Source organism: Kosakonia sacchari SP1, assembly GCF_000300455.3.
Taxonomy (GTDB): Bacteria; Pseudomonadota; Gammaproteobacteria; order Enterobacterales; family Enterobacteriaceae; genus Kosakonia; species Kosakonia sacchari.
In genome coordinates this window covers 3567511-3584804 of the sequence record NZ_CP007215.2, presented here as the reverse complement: position 1 = coordinate 3584804, position 17294 = coordinate 3567511, and the positions used below count along the sequence as shown (strand labels likewise).

At 54.5% G+C, this 17294-nt stretch carries 17 protein-coding genes; 9 read left to right on the top strand and 8 right to left on the bottom strand.

Annotated features, from left to right (window positions below; translation table 11 throughout):
• The first annotated feature begins 42 nt into the window (after nucleotides 1–42).
• Genes C813_RS40000 through C813_RS39980 form a run of 5 tightly spaced genes read left to right on the top strand, consistent with a single transcriptional unit; the run spans nucleotide 43 to nucleotide 5332 of the window.
• Nucleotides 43–981 (top strand): ABC transporter permease, encoded by a 939-nt coding sequence (locus C813_RS40000; RefSeq protein ID WP_017455762.1) that lies wholly within the window; start codon nucleotides 43–45, stop codon nucleotides 979–981.
• A complete protein-coding gene (locus tag C813_RS39995) occupies nucleotides 978–1823 on the top strand; it encodes an ABC transporter permease (RefSeq protein ID WP_017455763.1) in 846 nt (281 codons plus the stop codon). Before C813_RS40000 ends, C813_RS39995 begins: the two co-directional genes overlap by 4 nt.
• Nucleotides 1820–2800, top strand: a complete 981-nt coding sequence (locus C813_RS39990; RefSeq protein WP_017455764.1) for an ABC transporter ATP-binding protein — start codon at nucleotides 1820–1822, stop codon at nucleotides 2798–2800. Before C813_RS39995 ends, C813_RS39990 begins: the two co-directional genes overlap by 4 nt.
• Nucleotides 2800–3837, top strand: a complete 1038-nt coding sequence (locus C813_RS39985; protein ID WP_017455765.1) for an ABC transporter ATP-binding protein — start codon at nucleotides 2800–2802, stop codon at nucleotides 3835–3837. Before C813_RS39990 ends, C813_RS39985 begins: the two co-directional genes overlap by 1 nt.
• Nucleotides 3818–5332: an ABC transporter substrate-binding protein gene (locus C813_RS39980; protein ID WP_017455766.1), complete on the top strand. Its 1515-nt coding sequence runs from the start codon at nucleotides 3818–3820 to the stop codon at nucleotides 5330–5332. The genes C813_RS39985 and C813_RS39980 overlap by 20 nt, the downstream gene beginning before the upstream one ends.
• A gap of 40 nt (nucleotides 5333–5372) precedes the next feature.
• On the opposite strand, the gene C813_RS39975 is transcribed toward C813_RS39980, so the two are convergent.
• Complete coding sequence (locus C813_RS39975) at nucleotides 5373–6305, bottom strand: nucleoside recognition domain-containing protein (protein WP_017455767.1); 933 nt, start codon at nucleotides 6303–6305, stop codon at nucleotides 5373–5375.
• Nucleotides 6306–6660: 355 nt separating this feature from the next.
• Between C813_RS39975 and C813_RS39970 the strand changes: the two genes are divergently transcribed.
• Both C813_RS39970 and C813_RS39965 read left to right on the top strand, forming a co-directional pair.
• The gene (locus C813_RS39970) at nucleotides 6661–7965 is read left to right on the top strand and encodes a hypothetical protein (protein ID WP_017455768.1); all 1305 of its coding nucleotides are present in this window, start codon (nucleotides 6661–6663) and stop codon (nucleotides 7963–7965) included.
• 1 nt (nucleotide 7966) lies between these two features.
• Entirely contained in the window at nucleotides 7967–8371 is a 405-nt protein-coding gene (locus tag C813_RS39965; protein WP_017455769.1) for a hypothetical protein, read from the top strand.
• A 45-nt stretch (nucleotides 8372–8416) separates the two neighbouring features.
• Here C813_RS39965 and eitC read toward each other — a convergent pair whose 3' ends face one another.
• Genes eitC through eitA form a run of 3 tightly spaced genes read right to left on the bottom strand, consistent with a single transcriptional unit; the run spans nucleotide 8417 to nucleotide 11213 of the window.
• Nucleotides 8417–9175 carry a siderophore ABC transporter ATP-binding protein EitC gene (eitC, locus tag C813_RS39960; protein ID WP_017455770.1) on the bottom strand — a complete coding sequence of 253 codons (759 nt, stop codon included), beginning with the start codon at nucleotides 9173–9175 and terminating at the stop codon, nucleotides 8417–8419.
• A complete protein-coding gene (locus C813_RS39955) occupies nucleotides 9172–10212 on the bottom strand; it encodes a FecCD family ABC transporter permease (protein WP_017455771.1) in 1041 nt (346 codons plus the stop codon). The genes eitC and C813_RS39955 overlap by 4 nt, the downstream gene beginning before the upstream one ends.
• Nucleotides 10209–11213 carry a siderophore ABC transporter substrate-binding protein EitA gene (gene eitA / locus C813_RS39950; RefSeq protein ID WP_017455772.1) on the bottom strand — a complete coding sequence of 335 codons (1005 nt, stop codon included), beginning with the start codon at nucleotides 11211–11213 and terminating at the stop codon, nucleotides 10209–10211. Before eitA ends, C813_RS39955 begins: the two co-directional genes overlap by 4 nt.
• Nucleotides 11214–11419: 206 nt before the next feature.
• On the opposite strand from eitA, the gene C813_RS39945 reads away from it, so the two are divergent.
• A complete protein-coding gene (locus C813_RS39945; RefSeq protein ID WP_017455773.1) occupies nucleotides 11420–12661 on the top strand; it encodes an MFS transporter in 1242 nt (413 codons plus the stop codon).
• Here the strand turns inward: C813_RS39945 and C813_RS47210 are convergent.
• The 3 genes from C813_RS47210 to C813_RS39935 form a co-directional block, all read right to left on the bottom strand.
• Complete coding sequence (locus C813_RS47210; protein ID WP_017455774.1) at nucleotides 12658–12756, bottom strand: YoaK family small membrane protein; 99 nt, start codon at nucleotides 12754–12756, stop codon at nucleotides 12658–12660. The genes C813_RS39945 and C813_RS47210 overlap by 4 nt on opposite strands.
• 104 nt (nucleotides 12757–12860) lie before the next feature.
• Nucleotides 12861–13094: a KTSC domain-containing protein gene (locus C813_RS39940; RefSeq protein ID WP_017455775.1), complete on the bottom strand. Its 234-nt coding sequence runs from the start codon at nucleotides 13092–13094 to the stop codon at nucleotides 12861–12863.
• A gap of 406 nt (nucleotides 13095–13500) precedes the next feature.
• Nucleotides 13501–13980, bottom strand: coding sequence for a hypothetical protein (locus C813_RS39935; RefSeq protein ID WP_017455776.1), 480 nt, complete (start codon nucleotides 13978–13980; stop codon nucleotides 13501–13503).
• Between the two features lie 1349 nt (nucleotides 13981–15329).
• Between C813_RS39935 and C813_RS39925 the strand changes: the two genes are divergently transcribed.
• Nucleotides 15330–16217 (top strand): LysR family transcriptional regulator, encoded by an 888-nt coding sequence (locus C813_RS39925; protein ID WP_017455778.1) that lies wholly within the window; start codon nucleotides 15330–15332, stop codon nucleotides 16215–16217.
• A gap of 471 nt (nucleotides 16218–16688) precedes the next feature.
• Here the strand turns inward: C813_RS39925 and C813_RS39920 are convergent, their stop codons facing one another.
• Entirely contained in the window at nucleotides 16689–17255 is a 567-nt protein-coding gene (locus tag C813_RS39920) for a helix-turn-helix domain-containing protein (RefSeq protein ID WP_017455779.1), read from the bottom strand.
• Nucleotides 17256–17294 lie beyond the last annotated feature (39 nt).

Here is a 17294-nt window from a genome sequence, read left to right as displayed (position 1 = left end):
TTTTTAACCTTACGACCCCGCATGCACCACAGGAGAATGCTGATGCACCGTTACCGTTTTCTGTTATTCCGGCCATTGCAGCTACTGCCGGTACTGTTGGGAATAAGCATCATCACCTTTGCGATGGTGCGCGCAATCCCCGGCGATCCGGCGCGCATCCTGCTTGGGGTGCGCAGCACGCCAGCGGCACTGGCGCGGATCCGTGCGCAATTCGGGCTGGATGAACCCTTGTGGGTACAGTATGGCTACTTTCTGCGCAATCTGGTGCAGGGCGAGCTGGGAAAATCGATCGTCTACCGTATCGATACTCTAAAACTGATTAGCTCCCGCCTTGAACCTACTTTGTGGCTGGTGCTTGGCAGCGTGCTGCTGGCAGTTATCTTTACGGTGCCGTTGGCCGCGCTGGCGGCGCGTCAGCGTGGGCGCATCGCCGACCAGCTTATCCGCCTGTTCACCACCGCCGGGCTCGGTTTCCCTGCCTTTTGGCTTGGCATCATGATGATCATTGTTTTTAGCGTGGTGCTGGGCTGGTTCCCGGTTTCCGGTTACGGCAGCGATTTTGCCGACCAGTTGCACCACATGGTACTGCCGTGTCTGACCGTCGCGCTGGCACTGTCGGCGGTATTAATCCGCAACTTGCGCGCCAGCCTGCTGATGGAGATGAGCAGCGATTACGTGATGGCCGCCAGAGCGCGCGGGCAGCGGGAAAACCGTATCTTCTGGCGGCATGTGTTACCCAACTCCCTGGTGCCGACGCTCAACCTGCTGGCGGTGAATATCGGCTGGCTGATTGGCAGCACGGTGGTGATTGAAAGCGTGTTCGCCATTCCGGGGCTGGGGCAGTTGCTGGTCAAAGCGATTTTCAGCCGTGACTACATGGTGGTGCAGGGCGTGGTAATGGTGTTTGCCCTTGCCACGGTCGCCGTCAACTTGCTGGCCGACGTACTGACGGTAGCGCTGGATCCGAGGGTGAAACTATGAGTGCCATCAGCGTACTGACCGTGTTACGTCGCCGCGCTATTCCACAGCAGCATGCCCTTGGCGTTGGGTTGTTGATTGTTGGCTTATGGCTGTGCGTCGCATTATTCGCCCCGTGGCTGGCACCGTTTGACCCGATCACGCAGGATGCGACCGCCAGCTTGCTGCCACCGGGAGGCGCACATCTGTTTGGCACGGACAACTTTGGCCGCGACATCTTCTCTCGTGTGCTGTGGGGCGCGCGGGTGGATCTGCAAATCTGCCTGCTGGGCGTTATCTTTCCGTTTCTGCTCGGCACCACGCTCGGCGCGCTGTCGGGCTACCTGGGCGGTGCGGTGGATGCGCTGATTATGCGCATTATCGATATCGTGCTGGCATTCCCGTTTCTGGTGTTAATGCTGGCGATTATCGCCATTCTCGGGCCAGGTCTTGGCAGCTTTTACATCGCGATGGCGATGGTCGGCTGGGTTTCTTACGCCCGGTTGGTGCGGGCTCAGGTATTAACTCTCAAGCAGCGTGATTTTGTGCTGGCGGCGCGTAGCCTTGGCTATGGTCATGCCCGCATTCTGTTTCGCCATTTGCTGCCTAACGCCATGACTGGCGCGCTGGTGTTCTCCATGTCGGATTGTGTGCTGGTGCTGTTAAACGGCGCGGCGGTGAGCTACCTCGGTCTCGGCGTACAACCGCCGACGGCCGAGTGGGGCGTGATGGTGGCGGAAGGGCAGAGTTTTATCACCACCGCCTGGTGGATAACCACTTTTCCGGGGCTGGCAATTGTCCTGCTGGCAATGGGCTTCAGCCTGTTGGCGGATGGTCTTGGCGACAAACTGGGAGCGCGCGTATGAGCTTACTAAACGTCTCGCAATTGACCATTTCACGTGGGGATGATTGCGCGCTGGTGGATAAGGTCTCTTTCCGGCTGCAGGCCGGGGAAATGCTGGGGCTGGTGGGCGAGAGCGGTTCCGGAAAAACCGTCACCTGCCGGGCGTTAATGCGCCTGCTGCCGGGCCAGGGATTAACAATTAGTGGCGGAGAAGTGTGGTTTGGCGGGCGCGATCTGTTAACGCTCAGCGAAGCGCAGATGTCGGCGGTGCGCGGACGGGAAATCGGCATGATTTTCCAGAACCCGGCCAGCCACTTAAACCCGGTAATGACCATTGGCGAGCAGATTGCTGAAAGCCGCCGCCTGCATTTCGGCGTTAACCGTCGGCAGGCTAAAGAGGATGCCAAAGAGCTGCTACGCCAGGTGGGCATTCCCGATCCGCAAAACCGTATTAACAACTACCCGCACGAGTTTTCCGGCGGCATGCGCCAGCGCGCGATGATTGCCGTGGCGCTGGCACCGGAACCGTCGCTGCTGATAGCCGATGAGCCGACCACCGCGCTGGATGTCACCGTACAAATGCAGATCCTGCGTTTGCTCAGCACCCTGCGCGAGCAGTTAGGCCTGGCGGTGGTGATGATCACCCACGATCTGGGCGTGGTGGCGCAAACCTGCGATCGCATCGCGGTGATGTACGGCGGGCGTTTATGCGAAGTGGGCGGCAAGCGCGAAGTGCTGGCGCAGCCGCTGCACCCGTACACGCGCGGGTTGATTGATTGCCAGCCCTCCAGCGAAGGCGGGCAGGGACGGCTGGTTACCATTAACGGGCAACCGCCGCTGGCGGGGAGCTTCCCGACCGGCTGCCGCTTTCATCCACGTTGCCCGCAAGCGAGCAGCACATGCCAGCAGCAGCCTTCGTTACTGTTCGGGCGCGACAGCCTGACGCACGCTGCGGCGTGCCATCACGCCTTACAGCCACTGACTCAGCGGGAGGGATAATGTCGACACCGGCAAACTGGCCTTTGCTGGAAGCGGATAACGTCTCGGTCACGTTTCCGGTTTCCGGCGGGCTGCTCAGCAAAAAACGCGTGGTCCACGCGGTAAACCAGGTGACGCTCAAAATCCACGCGGGTGAAACTCTGGGATTAGTGGGCGAATCCGGCAGCGGCAAAAGTACGCTGGGGCGGGCGCTGTTGCAGCTTGAAAAGATCAATGATGGTGAAGTGCGTTTCGACGGTCACCGCGTTACTCACGGTCTGAAAAGCGACATCGCGCGGCTGCGGCTGCAAACGGCCATGATTTTTCAGGATCCATTCGCCTCGCTTAACCCCCGCCAGACAATAGGTGAGAGCATCAGCGAAGTGCTGCGCGTCCATCAGAAGGTGCCGCACAACCGGGTTTGCGCACGCGTTGAAGAGCTGCTGACGTTGGTCGGCTTGCGCCCGGAACACGCCGCAGCCAAGCCTGCTCAGCTGAGCGGCGGTCAGTGCCAGCGGGCGGGTATTGCGCGGGCGCTGGCGATCGAACCCCGATTGATTGTCGCCGACGAGTGCGTGGCGGCGCTGGATGTCTCCATTCAGGGGCAGATCGTCAATTTGCTGATGGATCTGCGCGAAAAAATGGGGCTGGCGATCCTGTTTATCGCCCACGATCTGGCGATTGTGCGCCGCCTGTGCGATCGGGTGGCGGTGATGTATCTCGGGCGGATCGTTGAAGAAGGCCCCGCCGAGGCGGTCTTTACTCATCCGCGCCACCCTTATACCGCCGCGCTGGTCTCCGCCATCCCGGAAATCGACCCGGATAAACCGTTGCCACAGGAGACGCTTGCGGGCGAGCCGCCGAGCCCGGTTGCCATTCCACAAGGTTGCGCCTTTCATCCGCGCTGCCCTTACGCGCAGGTGCAGTGCCGCACCGGTGCATTACCCCCGACCCGGCAGATTGCCGATCACGCCTGGACCTGTGTGCTGACGCACGCAGGCGAGAAGAGTGTTTTTCCTTTGACTGAGGGATCCTTTGATGAAGCACAAGCAAGTTAAGTTGTTGGCAGCCAGCGTTTTTCTGGCGCTCAGTGTGGTCAGTGAAATGGCGCAAGCGGCTGGCGTTCTGACGATTGGTCGTCGGGAAGACAGCACCACGTTTGACCCGATCAAATCGGCACAGAACGCGGATAACTGGGTCTTTTCCAACGTTTTTGATCCGCTGGTGCGCGTTGATAAAACCGGCACCAAACTGGAACCGGGCGTGGCAGAAAGCTGGACCATTTCCCCGGATGGCAAGGTCTACACCTTTAAAATCCGCGATACCAAATTCTCTGATGGCACACCGGTTAGCGCCAGCGATGCCGCCTTCAGCCTGCTGCGCATTCGTAGTGATGAAGGATCGCTCTGGCGGGACTCGTACAGCATTATTGATAAAGCCGAAGCGCCGGATGCGCGCACGCTGGTGGTGACGCTGAAATCGCCGTCTGCGCCGTTCCTGTCGCAACTGGCGCTGCCGAACGCGTCGGTGATCTCCGAGAAAGCGCTGAAAAGTGAAGGCGAAGAAACCTTTGCGGAAAAACCGGTCGGTTCCGGTGCGTTCAGCGTAAAAGAGTGGGTGCGCGGCGAGAAAATCGTGCTGGTGAAGAACCCGAACTACTGGCAGGCAAAAAATGTCAGCCTTGATGAAGTCGACTGGCTGACCATCCCGGATGACAACACGCGCATGCTGAAAGTGCAGGCTGGCGAACTGGATGCCGCGCTGACGGTGCCGTTCTCACGCATTGCCTCGTTGCAAAAAGATAGCAACCTGAAGGTGGAGCTGGATCCATCAACCCGCGAAGATCATCTGCTTATCAACCATTCGCACGGCGCGCTCGGCAAAGTGGAAGTGCGCCAGGCGCTGGATTTTGCCATCGATAAAGACGCGATTGTCAAAACCGTGACCTTCGGTTACGGCCAGGTGGCGAATTCCTATATTCCGGCCGGTGCGCTCTATCACTACAACGACAATCTGCGTCGCCCCTACGATCCAGAAAAAGCGAAACAGATGCTGAAAGCGGCGGGTGCTGGCGATTTGACGCTGAATTATGTGGTTAACGCCGGGGATGAAGTGGATGAGCAAATCGCCATTTTGCTGCAACAGCAGCTGGCGAAAGCGGGCGTGAAGGTGAACTTGCAGAAAGTTGACCCCAGCCAGAGCTGGGACATGCTGGTGGCCGGTGAGTACGATATTTCGGTGATGTACTGGACCAACGACATTCTCGATCCGGATCAAAAGACCACGTTTGTGCTCGGACATGACACCAACATGAACTACATGACGCGGTATAAAAACGACAAAGTGAAAGCGCTGGTGGCAGCGGCACGTGTCGAAATGGATGCGAAAAAACGCGAACAGATGTATATCGAGCTGCAAAAAATGGCCAAAGCCGATGTGAACTGGATCGATCTCTACTACAGCCCGTACCGCAATGTGACCCGGAAGAATATTGAAGGCTTCTACCAGAACCCACTGGGACGCTTCTTCCTCGAAGATACGGTGAAAAAATAGAACAAGCCGCCGGGTACGCATTGCGTCACCCGGCGTACGCTTAAAACACCATCACATGCAAAACCGTGCGCACCAGAATGCCGACAATCGCGCCCGGCAGCGCAAAACGGAACAGGCGCACAAAGCGACTGGCGATACCGAGAAAAATGCCGATACCGGGCAAATCCAGCGTCTGCACCAGAAAGCCTGCCGAGGCGTTGATTTGCTCAGCCGTTAATTGCCCGTGCTGCACCATTTCAGACGCCACGCCGAAATAGGCTGTCCCGCCCGCCAGACATTTGGTTAACGCCAGCAGCACATACACCGTGGAAATATGGAAAAACGACAGCAGCGGCGTGAGCAGCGTGGTTAAGGCTTCCACCACGCCTGCGGCTTTCAATAACCCCACCACCGTTAACGACAGCAGCAGCATTGGCAGCGACCCCAGCGACAAACGGATGGCATCTGCCCCGGCGCCGTTAATCACCGCAATCAAACCCGCGCGCGGTTTATCTTTGTGTAATTCGCCCTCTTCGTCGCGCAGGCTGGCAGCGGAGAGTTTTCGCCCCGACACATAATAGGTCAGCGTGGAGGCGGCAAGTCCGCCGATAAGCGAAATTACAATCGCCATCCCCCAGTGCAGGCCGAACGGCGTGAGCGGATAAAAGACGTTGGCCTGGCCCATGGCGAACAACATCGCCAGCGTGGCGGCGAGATGGCGGTCGGAGGTGCCTCTTCTTTCCATAATCGCCAGGGCGGCGAGAGGGGCGGCGAAACTAACAAAGTTGAGCTGGATAAGGGCGAAAATCCCCATTCCGCTGATACCAAAAGGTTTCAGCACGGGGGAGGTGAGGCGCACGATGCCATCTAAAACCCCCTTCTCCTCCAGGTATTTCATCATGATGAGCATCACCACCATAATGGGCAGCAAGGTGTACAACGCAACATCTACGGAAACCTTGCCCGCCGACATGATGATTTCAATGATATTCATTACTGACTCCGGTGAATGTTTTCACCGATATAGTACACCCGGCAACGGTTTGACCGCCGCTTTCACCCCATTGTATTTACTTATTTTCTTCCTTCACCGACGGTTTTTGGCGTGCGACAGGATTTACCAGAAACCGCGATAAACCAGCATGAAAGATGGCATCCTGCTGAAAACGTAAAATATAACTGCGTCAGACTGAGTAAAAGAGCCGAAATCAGGCAAAAAATCGGGATGGCGAAATTATCCATTTGAGCGCAAAGAAAATTTCACTTAACGATTGTCTCACGGTGCCGATAACGTTTTCTGGAACGTAGTTTCATGCATAGGGCGGAACAGGATTCTTTCGAGGTCACCGATGGGATTGAACTTTTTAAAAGCACACAGGCAAAAAAAAGAAGCTGAAGAGATTGTGGTGAATGCGCGTTTCAAAGCGCGGCTGGCGGAAGAGGGGCTGGAAGAAGCCAGAAATGCATCCTCAACGCTCATCAACACGCTGATTGATCAAAAGAAAAGTTATGCGGATGACATTATCCCCGCTGCCTTGTCGGTACTGGAGAAGTGCCAAAAAGTTAACCGGCTGGAGACCAAAGTCTCGCAGGATGTGTTAGATAATTTTGCCCGCTACGACGCGCCGCAGTTGCAAACCCAGTCGGTGAAAATGACCGAAATCATTGGCACCGGGGTGAAAGGGACAGCGACCGGCGCGGCGCTCGCGCTGGGCTCAATGAGCGCAGTTTCGACGTTTGGCGCGGCGTCTACCGGCACGGCGATCGCCTCGCTTTCTGGCGCAGCTGCCAGTAATGCTACGCTGGCCTGGTTTGGCGGCGGCGCGCTTTCTGCCGGTGGCGCAGGGATCGCCGGTGGCACTATGGTACTGGGCGGCATTGTGCTGGCGCCGGTCGCCATTTTCGCGATGCTGAAATACAGCCAGAACGCGGAAAAAAAGCTCACCGAAGCGTATGAATATCGCAGTGCGGTTAACAAGGAAGTGGCAAAAATCAATGCGGTGATCGAAGTGGCGCAGGCCATTAACCAGCATATTTCGCTGTATGCCTCGACCATTGAAGGCATTGCTCAGCGCCTGAAGACCAGTTACCAGATGCTGGATCAGGCGCTGTCGGCCAACGTTGCGCACGAGCGTGTCGTTTTCCTGAAGCTCCAGACCGTGCTGCTGGTAAAAGCGATGAAACAGTTGCTGGCGATACGTCTGGTCGATGATCAAAATAGCCCGACACCGGAATCCGTGAAGGTGGTTTCCCATGCGCAGGCCTTCACCGAGGAGCGTGTGAATACGCTGGTGACTAACCTGATTGCCGCAAATGATCACATGACCACGGCCAGCGATGTCTCTTCGCTCGCGCCTGGCGAGCAGAGCGCGCTCTATTTCTGGCTGGCAGATAGCCAGAAACGCAAAGCCACTGCCGATGACGATGAACCGTCGTTTCTGGTGTGGATGGTGCTGTGCCTTCTTTTTGGCGCGTTGGGGTACTACCTGCACAGCATTGAGTGGACTTACACCTCGCTTGTCGCCTTTTTGTTCAGTTTTACCGGCTTTTCCGGGGCGTTAGGTCGTCTGTTTAATTTTGACAGCTCAGGGCTGGTGGGAACGGGCATTCTGGCCCTGATGGGATACGCAGCTTATTTATTCTGGTGGGCATAAGATGAAAGCACTGTTTAACGCCTCGAAAGTGGCGGCAAAAGCGTCGCCGTTACAAGCGGCATCGGCGGCGAAAGAGATTTTTGACGCCTGGCGTGATTTACAAAAATACCGTGCGGAACAGGAAACGGTTCGCCATCAAATCACCCAGCAAACCGAAGTGCAAATTGCGCGTATTCAGGCGCAGAAAGAGGTGTTATTACAGGCGTTGAACCAGGATTTCGCGCTGCGCCAGACGTCGCTTACCCAGACGTTTGCCGTGCTGGATAAAGCGCTGGAAACGAACAATCTGGATCTGTTAGATAAATCGTTAGGCGCGATTGTGGCCATCACCCAGCAATCTTCGGTGGTGTCGCTGAAATCGTTACATGCGACATTGCAGGACAGCCGCAACGTTATCGATCTTTAAGCCCGCTTCGCGCCAGAACAGTGCCGCGTTCTGGCGCAAAGTCTTTCACAAAAAGTGAATATGCTTTTTGCCGTGATCGGGTGAGATCTCAATGCGCGCGCGTACCTGAAATACCTCGGACAACATTGCTTCCGTGAGCACCTCATCCGGCGTGCCGCGCGCCACAATCTGTCCTTTTTGCATCACGACCAGCGCATCGCAGAACATGGCCGCGTGGTTCAAATCATGGATTGCGACAATGCTGGTCACCGGCAGTTCGCTGATAAGGCGCATTAACTGCATTTGATGGTGGATGTCGAGATGGTTGGTGGGCTCGTCGAGCAAAATTTCGCTCGGCGCTTGCGCCAGCGCACGGGCAATATGGACCCGCTGGCGTTCGCCGCCGGAGAGGCTTTGCCAGCCCTGCTCGCTGTGCTCCAGCATGCCCACGCGCTCAAGCGCCGCGGTCACTATCTCATCATCGTTGTGCGACCACGGGCTAAACGGCGAGTGGTGCGGAATGCGCCCCAGCTTCACCACATCACGCACGCGAATGTTGGCTTCCGTCGCCGCATGCTGCTCAACAAACGCCACCCGCTGCGCCAGCGCTTTTTTTCTCAGCGTTGCGACATCGCGACCATCCAGCATCACGCTGCCATCATCCGGGCGGCGCAATCCGGCCAGAATACGCAGCAGCGAGGATTTCCCTGAACCATTTGGTCCCAGCAAGCCAAGTGTCTGGCCCCTGGCTACTTCAAGCGAGACGTTATCGACAATGGTTTTTTTCCCTGCCCGCCAGCAGAGATTTTTGGCGCTGATACTCATGCGAATCTCCTTGAGCGATAGAGAATAACCGCGAAGAACGGCACGCCCACCAGCGCAGTGACCACGCCAACCGGCAGGCTTTGCGGGGCAATCAGCATGCGCGAGGCAATATCCGCCAGCACCATCAAAATCGCACCGGCCATCGCACATGCCACCAGTAACTGGCGGTGCAGCGGTCCGATGAAATAGCGCATGACATGCGGCACCACGAGACCCACAAAGCCAATGGAACCGGCCATGCTGACAATAGTGGCGGTGATGAGCGCGGTAACGGAAAAGAGAATCAAGCGTACTGCGCCTACCGGAATGCCCAGCGAGGCGGCCGCGTCATCGCCAAAAGTAAAAGCGTCCAGCGCTTTGGCGTGATAGAGACACGCCAGCAGGCCAATGATAACCACGACTAATACCAGCTGGAATTCCGGCCAGCGAACGCCGCTGAAACTGCCCAGCAGCCAGAACATCACATCCCGCGCTTGCTGGGCGCTGGCGGAGGTGCTGATGCTGTACGCGGTGATGGCGTTGAAAAGCTGAGAAGCCGCAACACCGGCGAGAATGGTGCGTTCATTGCCGCCGCGCGCGCCGTTAGTCAGCACAGCGACAAACAAAAAGGCGGCAAACGCGCCAACAAATGCCCCGGCGGAGAGCGACACCGCGCCCGCGCCGAGACCTAGCACCACCACCGACACCGCGCCGGTGGATGCCCCGGCTGAAACGCCCAGCACATAAGGTTCTGCCAGCGCGTTTTTCAGCAGGCTTTGCAACACCGCGCCGCAAATCGCTAACCCGGCGCCGCAGCAGGCGGCAACCAGCGCGCGGCTTAGGCGGAAGTCCCAAATCACCGTTTCATGGATACGGTTTAGCGGCTCACTGGTCAGCCCCAGTTTATTGCTGACGGCGTAAAAGGTGGTTCTGAGCGGAATCGCCAGTTCGCCGACGCCGACGCTGACGGCAATCACCAGTGCGAGCAGCACCAGCGATAACAACAAGAGCGCAACGTGCTGCGCTTTTTTAAGCAGAGCCGGTGAGGGCGTGGTCATTTATCCAGCCCCAGCTTCTCCAGTTGCGCGCCCACTTGTTCTGCGCCGTAGAACGTGCGGATGGTCGGGTTCATCGCCTGGCCATCCATCACCACGATATGGCCTTTTTTCACCGCCTCAAGCTGGCTGACCGCCGGATCGCTTTTCAGGAATTTGATCTTCTCTTCCGCGCTGTCCAGCGTCCAGCGGTTGCGATCGAGGCTGGAGACAACAATCACGTCCGGGTTAGAAGCAATAATGCTTTCCCAACTGAGCGTCGGCCACTCGCTTTCTGAGGTGATAGCGCTGTGCCCGCCCAGCAGGTTGGCGATATAACCGGAAGCGCTGTTCTTGCCGCCGACATAGGCGTCAGCCGAGGGCGACGCGCTGGAGAACCAGAAGACAAATGACAGGTTTTTCTTGCCGTGGCCGAACTTGCTGCGCAGCGCGTCTTCACGCTGTTTGAACTCGGCAATCAGCTTTTCGCCACGATCCTGCACATCGAAAATTTCGGCCAGATCGCTGATCTCTTTGTATAGCAGCGACGGGTTCCACAAGGTATGGCGGCTGCCGTAAATATCGCCGTTATCCTGTTTGGTTGCACAGACACCTGGCGAGAGATAACTGTTTGCGCCAATGGCGGATAAATCCTCGCGCTTCGCCACTTTGCTGTCCGGCCCCAGCAGGATCGGCAACTGAGCGGCCACGAAATCGGGCTCCTGGGCAATGATCGACTCAAGCGTTGGGATCTCGACCGTCAGCACTTTCACTTTGGCATTCTGCGCGGCCAGCTGCGGCAGCACTTTAGTCGGCCAGAACGCGCTGGCAACCATTTTGTCCTGCAAGCCGAGCAGCAGCATAATTTCTGCCGTGTTTTGCCCCAGCGCGACCACGCGCTGCGGCGCTTTGTCGAACGTAACCTGCACACCACAGTTTTCAATGGTCAGCGGATAATGGGTGGCTTGCGCCAGTGCTGAACCCGCAAACAACATCCCCAGTGCAAACAACGATTTTTTAAACATAGGCATCATCATGACCTTGAGAAAGAGTAGTTTTTGTAAATGCAAATCATTCTTATGGCGGCTCTTATACCGAGCGGCATGGGCCTTGTCAATATGGGGAATTATCAATAAAGACCTTGTTTTTACTGTGTATTTAAAGAGAGTTGCCAGCAGGAAATTTCCCCGGTATTAAAGACCCTTGCACGTTTTGCTGATCTGGACCGTCCATGCTTGCCCAAATTTCTGCCTCGCCGAAAGTGACCTCGCCGTACCTGCTCGCCGGCAGCCAGCTGATTTTTAATATCGGTTTTTATGCCGTGGTGCCGTTTCTGGCGATCTATCTGCGCGATGATTTGCTGCTTTCCGGTTCGCTGATTGGCTTGATCATCGGCCTGCGCACATTCTCCCAGCAGGGAATGTTTTTATTAGGTGGCGCGTTATCGGACCGCTTTGGCGCAAGGATCATTATTTTGTGCGGCTGCGTGGTGCGCATCAGCGGGTATCTGCTGCTGGCATTTGGCGGTGAACTGCTGCCGGTGGTGCTGGGGGCCTGTTTAACCGGTGTTGGCGGGGCGCTGTTTTCTCCGGCTATCGAAGCGTTGCTGGCGAAAGCGGGCACACAAAGTGAAAAAGCGGGAAAACGCAGCCGCGCAGAGTGGTTCGCGCTGTTCGCCATTTGCGGCGAGCTGGGCACGGTGCTCGGGCCACTGCTGGGTTCGCTGCTAGCCGGTTTTGGTTTTCAGCGCGTGGCGCTGGCCGGGGCGGGCGTATTTGTCGTGGCTCTGCTGGTGCTCTTTTTCTGCCTGCCGGGCGGCAACGGGAAAACGGAAACGCTGCATATGCTGCCGTGGTGGAAAACCTTTCGCAAACCGCGTTTTGTCGCGTTTATGGTAGCCTACAGCGCTTATCTGTTCAGCTATAACCAGCTTTACCTGGCGTTGCCGGTTGAACTGAGCCGCTCGGGCAGCAGCGAGAAAACTCTCGGTCCGCTCTTTATGCTGGCCTCGGTACTGATCATCACGTTACAGATGCCGCTGGCGCGGCTTGCCCGCCGTATTGGCGCGGCACGCATGTTGCCGGTGGGGTTTGCGCTACTGGCAGCGTCATTTATCAGCGTCGCACTGTTTGCCGCGACACCGGCGCCGGAAAACTGGCAGCGCTATGTACCAGCCGCTTGCATGGTGACGCTGTTAACGCTCGGGCAAATGTTGATTGTTCCGGTGGGGAAAGATCTGGTGCCGTGGTTTGCGGATAACCAGAACCTCGGCGCGCATTATGGCGCACTGGCGTCGATGGGGGGCGTCACGGTGCTGGCGGGAAACTTCCTGTTAGGCGGGCAACTGGATAACGCACTACTCCCTTCTGCGGCGGCGAGTGTCGCCTGGATGTGGCTGGCGCTGATCCCGTCGCTCAGCGCACTGGCCATGATATTTATCTGCCGCCCGATGGCGAAACACGTCGGACGTTAGCTGCCCGGCGTGGCGTAACCGCCAGCGATAAACCACGTCAGAAAGGCGACGGCGACAATAAAAACCAGGATAGGAAACGCAATACCAATTCTCATAACACCTCGTTACGCTGTCGCCAGCATGAGTACGCACCAAACCGCATCGTCTGCGGGCAGACAACGTTAGCACAAACGCGGGCAAAAAATTACCGCATCAGCGGTTAAAAACGGCTTTGATTTGCCTGCTCGACGGTAATTTTCAGGTAGCTACTGGCGATGTGTTCGCGGAAATAGTTTTCCTGCTCGTGGCTCATCAAAAAGGCCTGCCAGGTTTTAGGCGGCACGCCAAGATATTGCTCAACCCGGCCATTGCTGTGTTCAAGCTCAAGTACGCTGGAGTTTGGATCGTATCCGGCGGCGCGCAGCGCGCGGCAGGAAAGGGGATGTCTTTTCATAATGTGTTCTGCTCAACGTCAATGTCAAAGTTGCACTTCTGTTATTGCTATCGGCAGCGCGTGCAGAAAATTTACACTGCGGCCAGGGATTTAGCGCCGTGCCGTTTACCCTGCGTTTATTAAAACGGTGTGTCAGGCACAGAATGGGGTGTGTATTGCGCGTCATTTCGCGGCGTGAATCAGATGCAGGCAGGCTGTTTCACCGCATGACTGTAGCCGTTTGGCCGATCGGAAAGAGGGCAGGTGAAAGGCACTTTTACTCTCTCGCGCGGCGAACCGGTGTGCAAAACGCCATGACGCGCGTTAACAAAAGGGAATAACCGGTTCCGTGATGTCATTGATGACTCTACGCATTAAACCGTGCCCTCACGAAGCAGGAGGGCACGGTTTTCGCGGCGAGCAGCGGTCAGCTAAGTAACGAGATCCAGTCGCTGGGTATATCAGTAAAAAAGGTGGCTTCCTGCGTGGCCGTTCTGGTCCCAACGATAACGTATTGGCTTAAATCAGGGTTCACGTTGGTCAAAATATAGTACGGCTTGCGTCCATACATATGCCCTTGATCGGGCAACTGTGCCCCCACGCTGCCATCGAGATTAAATTCAAAAAAAAGCGCACTCTTCGGGGCGGTGATGCGATATTTATGTGTGCCATAAGATGCGCCATCTTCGATACATGAGGTCGAGACAGAATCCCCTTTGGAATTACTGATGATATAACCGCCAATATCCGCGAGGCTTTTAAAACCGTTGGTGACAATAAGTTGCTGAATATAGGCAATAGCCTGGGCAGGCGTTCGCCCCCGGCACGATTCAATGCGCGGCTGGAACCCTGTTTTTTGTATTTCTGAAATGACGCGGTTATCGCCGCGATAATAAATAGATGGCATCTCTGTATCTCCTCATGATTACGATGTGGGTTTATCGTACGGTGCGAGCGTTTAATTTTGCTTTATCGGATGCGCAAGCAAAATTAAAAAACAACATGCTTGTCATTAGTGATTTGCGCTCGGTATCGCGGAGTTATATTTATATCAACGTATTTTGTTGATGGTTTAAATATTATCCGCTGCTGCATTGTTATCCGATAACCACTTAAAGATAACGGGTGAAATAAAAAAACAAATCGGGCTTTTGGCGTAGACCTTTTATCCGGGGCGTTTAACGTGTCGATCTGATCGCATCACATCTGTTCTTAGTATGGAGGAAATAAACAGAATCTACTTTTTTATGAAGCTGGTAACATACTGAATAAAATGTGAAAATTAATTGTTGAGGCATTTAGTTAACCTAAAAAGTACTGGCGAGCTCGCGCCAGTCTTTTTTTAGCAAAGCATTCGTCTTTGTACTGAAGGTCTTTTATTCGTCATGATGGGGAGAAACTACGGTAGCCTTTTCAGCGTGCAGTTTTATAAATGCGTGCACAACAGGAATGGCGTAAACCACAAATAATAGACAGTTAGCCGCAAATAACAGTGAGGTGTAAATATCGATCGTCAACAAGGTTTCCAGTGAGCCGATTTTTATTATTACATCCAGTATTAACCTGCAGAACAGGCTGGAAAGATAATAGTGAGCGTAAGACAGAAACAGAAAACAGAATAAAAGCGTGTAGTTATAGCTATTGTCTGTTTTACTTATCCTGAATGAGCAATAGTAGTGGTTTAACAAAAATAATAGTTCTTTATTATTTGATGAAAATAACAGCACGGCAAACACCGAGCACATGACTATTGTGAAGACATTCTGCACCTGGTACGTGAGGGGTAAGTCTGCCATCACCGTATAATAGGAGTAAGCGTAATAGCCAATGGATAAAACAGACAGCAGTAACAAAATTTTTCGTATCATTTTTCTCATCCGCGGTTTCCCGCTTAAAACACATTCATGTATTTGCATTGCCAAAGCATTGGCCCATCGATATGACTAACGGCATACCGCCTGCAAACTTTATGCATAAATTGCAGGTGCGAACGTGTCGTAAAGCGCAGTACACCGATGAGTAACATCGGGTGCGCAGGAATGGCGCTGTTGGTTGAAAACCGAGGCAGCAAAGCGCCAGGCTTCATGCGCCTCTTTCGGCATGACAGCCATTTCATGACCACATGACGCGCCACAGAACCCGGACTCACACGAAAAGCAGTCAACTCAAAACACAAGGCAGGGGCGGAAGGCTGTTTTGCCAGGCGTATTTCTGAAACAATGCGCTTCAGGTTTCGCAAATCGAACAGGTGAACAGATGGACAGAGTGATGGCGGTGGTGGTGTTTAATCGCATCTGCGAGTTGGGAAGTTTGAGTGCCGCTTCGCGGGCGCTGGGCATTTCTCGCCCGATGGTCAGCCGCTACCTTGATGAAATGGAAAAATGGGCGGGTGCCCGGCTTATTCATCGTTCGTCTCGCCGTCTTACGCTGACGCCTGCCGGGGAAAATACGTTACAAAAGACGCGGCAACTCGCGCCGCTGTTTGGTGATATTGAAGGGCAATCGACGCGGGAAACCCCCTCCGGCACATTGCGCGTCGCCTGCGCCCACTTCACGGCCAGTCACATTATCGGACCGGTGCTGCCGGGTTTTCTGGCGCGTTACCCGGCGTTAAGAATCGAAGTCGAAGTAGGAAACCACCCGGTCAACCTGATTGGCGAACGCATTGATTTGGCGATTCGCATCACCAATAACCCGGAAGCAGGCGCGATAGCCACGCGTCTGGGCGAGTGCCGCTCGGTACTTTGCGCATCGGCGGATTACCTACGCCAGCACGGTACACCGCACACGGTGCACGAGCTTGAGCACCACAATTGTCTGCACTACAGCGGTTTCGCCGGGCAGTCATGGCACTTTACCGACAGCGCACAAAACAAGTGGGAAGTGATGGCGAACGGTAATCTGAGCGCGGGGATCTCCGCGGTGCTGCGTGATGCGGCGATTGCCGGGTGCGGGCTGGCGCTGGTGCCGGAACGGGAAGCGCAGGAGGCGCTGAATAATAGCCAACTGGTCAGGGTATTACCCGATCTCGAACCGCAACGACTGGGGATTTATGGTCTGTACCAGTCTCGCGAACATCAACACGCCGCGCTGCGGTTGTTTATTGATGCTATCCGCCAACAGTTAACCAGCGTGACAGAATAAATAGCCAATTTATGTGGGGAATTCGCCGTGCAAGGACGATGAAAAATCTAAATATAATAGCGGTGTCGCGTACTCATGCTGGCAATGCGCGGCAGTGCCATTGTTTTCCTTAGGTTTAATCTCATCATTAGCATTTAATTATTTGTGCTGTTGAGGCCAGTCTTATTTTTTGGTCAGCTATTGACGGCTGCGGTTATTTATCGGTTAAATGAAAGCCCGCCCGCTGTGAGTGAAACTAAAATGGTGATGATGAACCTGGCCTTGATAGGCGTGCTGCTGATCGTTATCGCGTATTCTTTTTATAGACACTTTCGACTTGTACGCTCAAGAAAAGTGGGTCAATCGCGTAAATACGGCAAAAAGACTTAACGATATTTAATGTGAATTGCCTTTTTATCCACGGGATAAAAAGGCAATTGCAGATTGCATCCTGGTTTTTATTTTTCTGAGTGTTGTGGTTATTATTCTTTCTTAGCCGTAAGCGACCATTCTATTTATTTGCTCGCCCGGCGGCATAAAAAGTGGATCTTCGCTCGTACTCTCATTTAATGAGGAGTCGGTAAAGGAAAAAATACTAAACGCATAGAAAATGTCAATCTTTGTACTCGCGGAGATTTTCTTTTTTATGTTGTCCTTATGCGATGAAACGGTTTTTTTGTTGATGTTTAATAGCGTGGAAATCTCCTCATCACTTTTTTCGTAAATCATCTCCTTAAGAATCGCAATTTCGCGCCTTCCAAGACGAATCGTCTTCACATACTGGCTGACTCTTCCGTAAACAAATTCGGTTAATATGTCCATTAAAACACTGACCGGAACTTTATCGGGTATCACAATCATAGGCGTATGTGCCAACGTAAAGGGTATAAAATTACCTTTGGTCACCACTAATGTTCCCCGGCCAGAATAAGGTGCTGTAAAGTTAATTCCAATGTGCAAACCACTGCCGTTTCTGATTTCATTAACTAATTGAGTGATGCCTTTTTTGGTATAAGAACAGGTGATTTTGCATAATATGACATCTATTTTTCTTTCCATATTACACCCTCCTGGAGCGTCTGGATGTGCGTGTGTAAA

Bases quoted from the DNA above. Each gene is read 5' to 3' on its own strand.
- C813_RS39925 (WP_017455778.1), top strand. From the start codon at position 15,330: ATGGACAGAGTGATGGCGGTGGTGGTGTTTAATCGCATCTGCGAGTTG.
- C813_RS39955 (WP_017455771.1), bottom strand. From the start codon at position 10,212: ATGACCACGCCCTCACCGGCTCTGCTTAAAAAAGCGCAGCACGTTGCG.
- C813_RS39935 (WP_017455776.1), bottom strand. From the start codon at position 13,980: ATGCCATCTATTTATTATCGCGGCGATAACCGCGTCATTTCAGAAATA.
- C813_RS39975 (WP_017455767.1), bottom strand. From the start codon at position 6,305: ATGAATATCATTGAAATCATCATGTCGGCGGGCAAGGTTTCCGTAGAT.
- C813_RS39985 (WP_017455765.1), top strand. From the start codon at position 2,800: ATGTCGACACCGGCAAACTGGCCTTTGCTGGAAGCGGATAACGTCTCG.
- eitC (WP_017455770.1), bottom strand. From the start codon at position 9,175: ATGAGTATCAGCGCCAAAAATCTCTGCTGGCGGGCAGGGAAAAAAACC.
- C813_RS39945 (WP_017455773.1), top strand. From the start codon at position 11,420: ATGCTTGCCCAAATTTCTGCCTCGCCGAAAGTGACCTCGCCGTACCTG.
- C813_RS39920 (WP_017455779.1), bottom strand. From the start codon at position 17,255: ATGGAAAGAAAAATAGATGTCATATTATGCAAAATCACCTGTTCTTAT.
- C813_RS39940 (WP_017455775.1), bottom strand. From the start codon at position 13,094: ATGAAAAGACATCCCCTTTCCTGCCGCGCGCTGCGCGCCGCCGGATAC.
- C813_RS39965 (WP_017455769.1), top strand. From the start codon at position 7,967: ATGAAAGCACTGTTTAACGCCTCGAAAGTGGCGGCAAAAGCGTCGCCG.
- C813_RS39995 (WP_017455763.1), top strand. From the start codon at position 978: ATGAGTGCCATCAGCGTACTGACCGTGTTACGTCGCCGCGCTATTCCA.
- eitA (WP_017455772.1), bottom strand. From the start codon at position 11,213: ATGTTTAAAAAATCGTTGTTTGCACTGGGGATGTTGTTTGCGGGTTCA.
- C813_RS39980 (WP_017455766.1), top strand. From the start codon at position 3,818: ATGAAGCACAAGCAAGTTAAGTTGTTGGCAGCCAGCGTTTTTCTGGCG.
- C813_RS39990 (WP_017455764.1), top strand. From the start codon at position 1,820: ATGAGCTTACTAAACGTCTCGCAATTGACCATTTCACGTGGGGATGAT.
- C813_RS40000 (WP_017455762.1), top strand. From the start codon at position 43: ATGCACCGTTACCGTTTTCTGTTATTCCGGCCATTGCAGCTACTGCCG.
- C813_RS39970 (WP_017455768.1), top strand. From the start codon at position 6,661: ATGGGATTGAACTTTTTAAAAGCACACAGGCAAAAAAAAGAAGCTGAA.
- C813_RS47210 (WP_017455774.1), bottom strand. From the start codon at position 12,756: ATGAGAATTGGTATTGCGTTTCCTATCCTGGTTTTTATTGTCGCCGTC.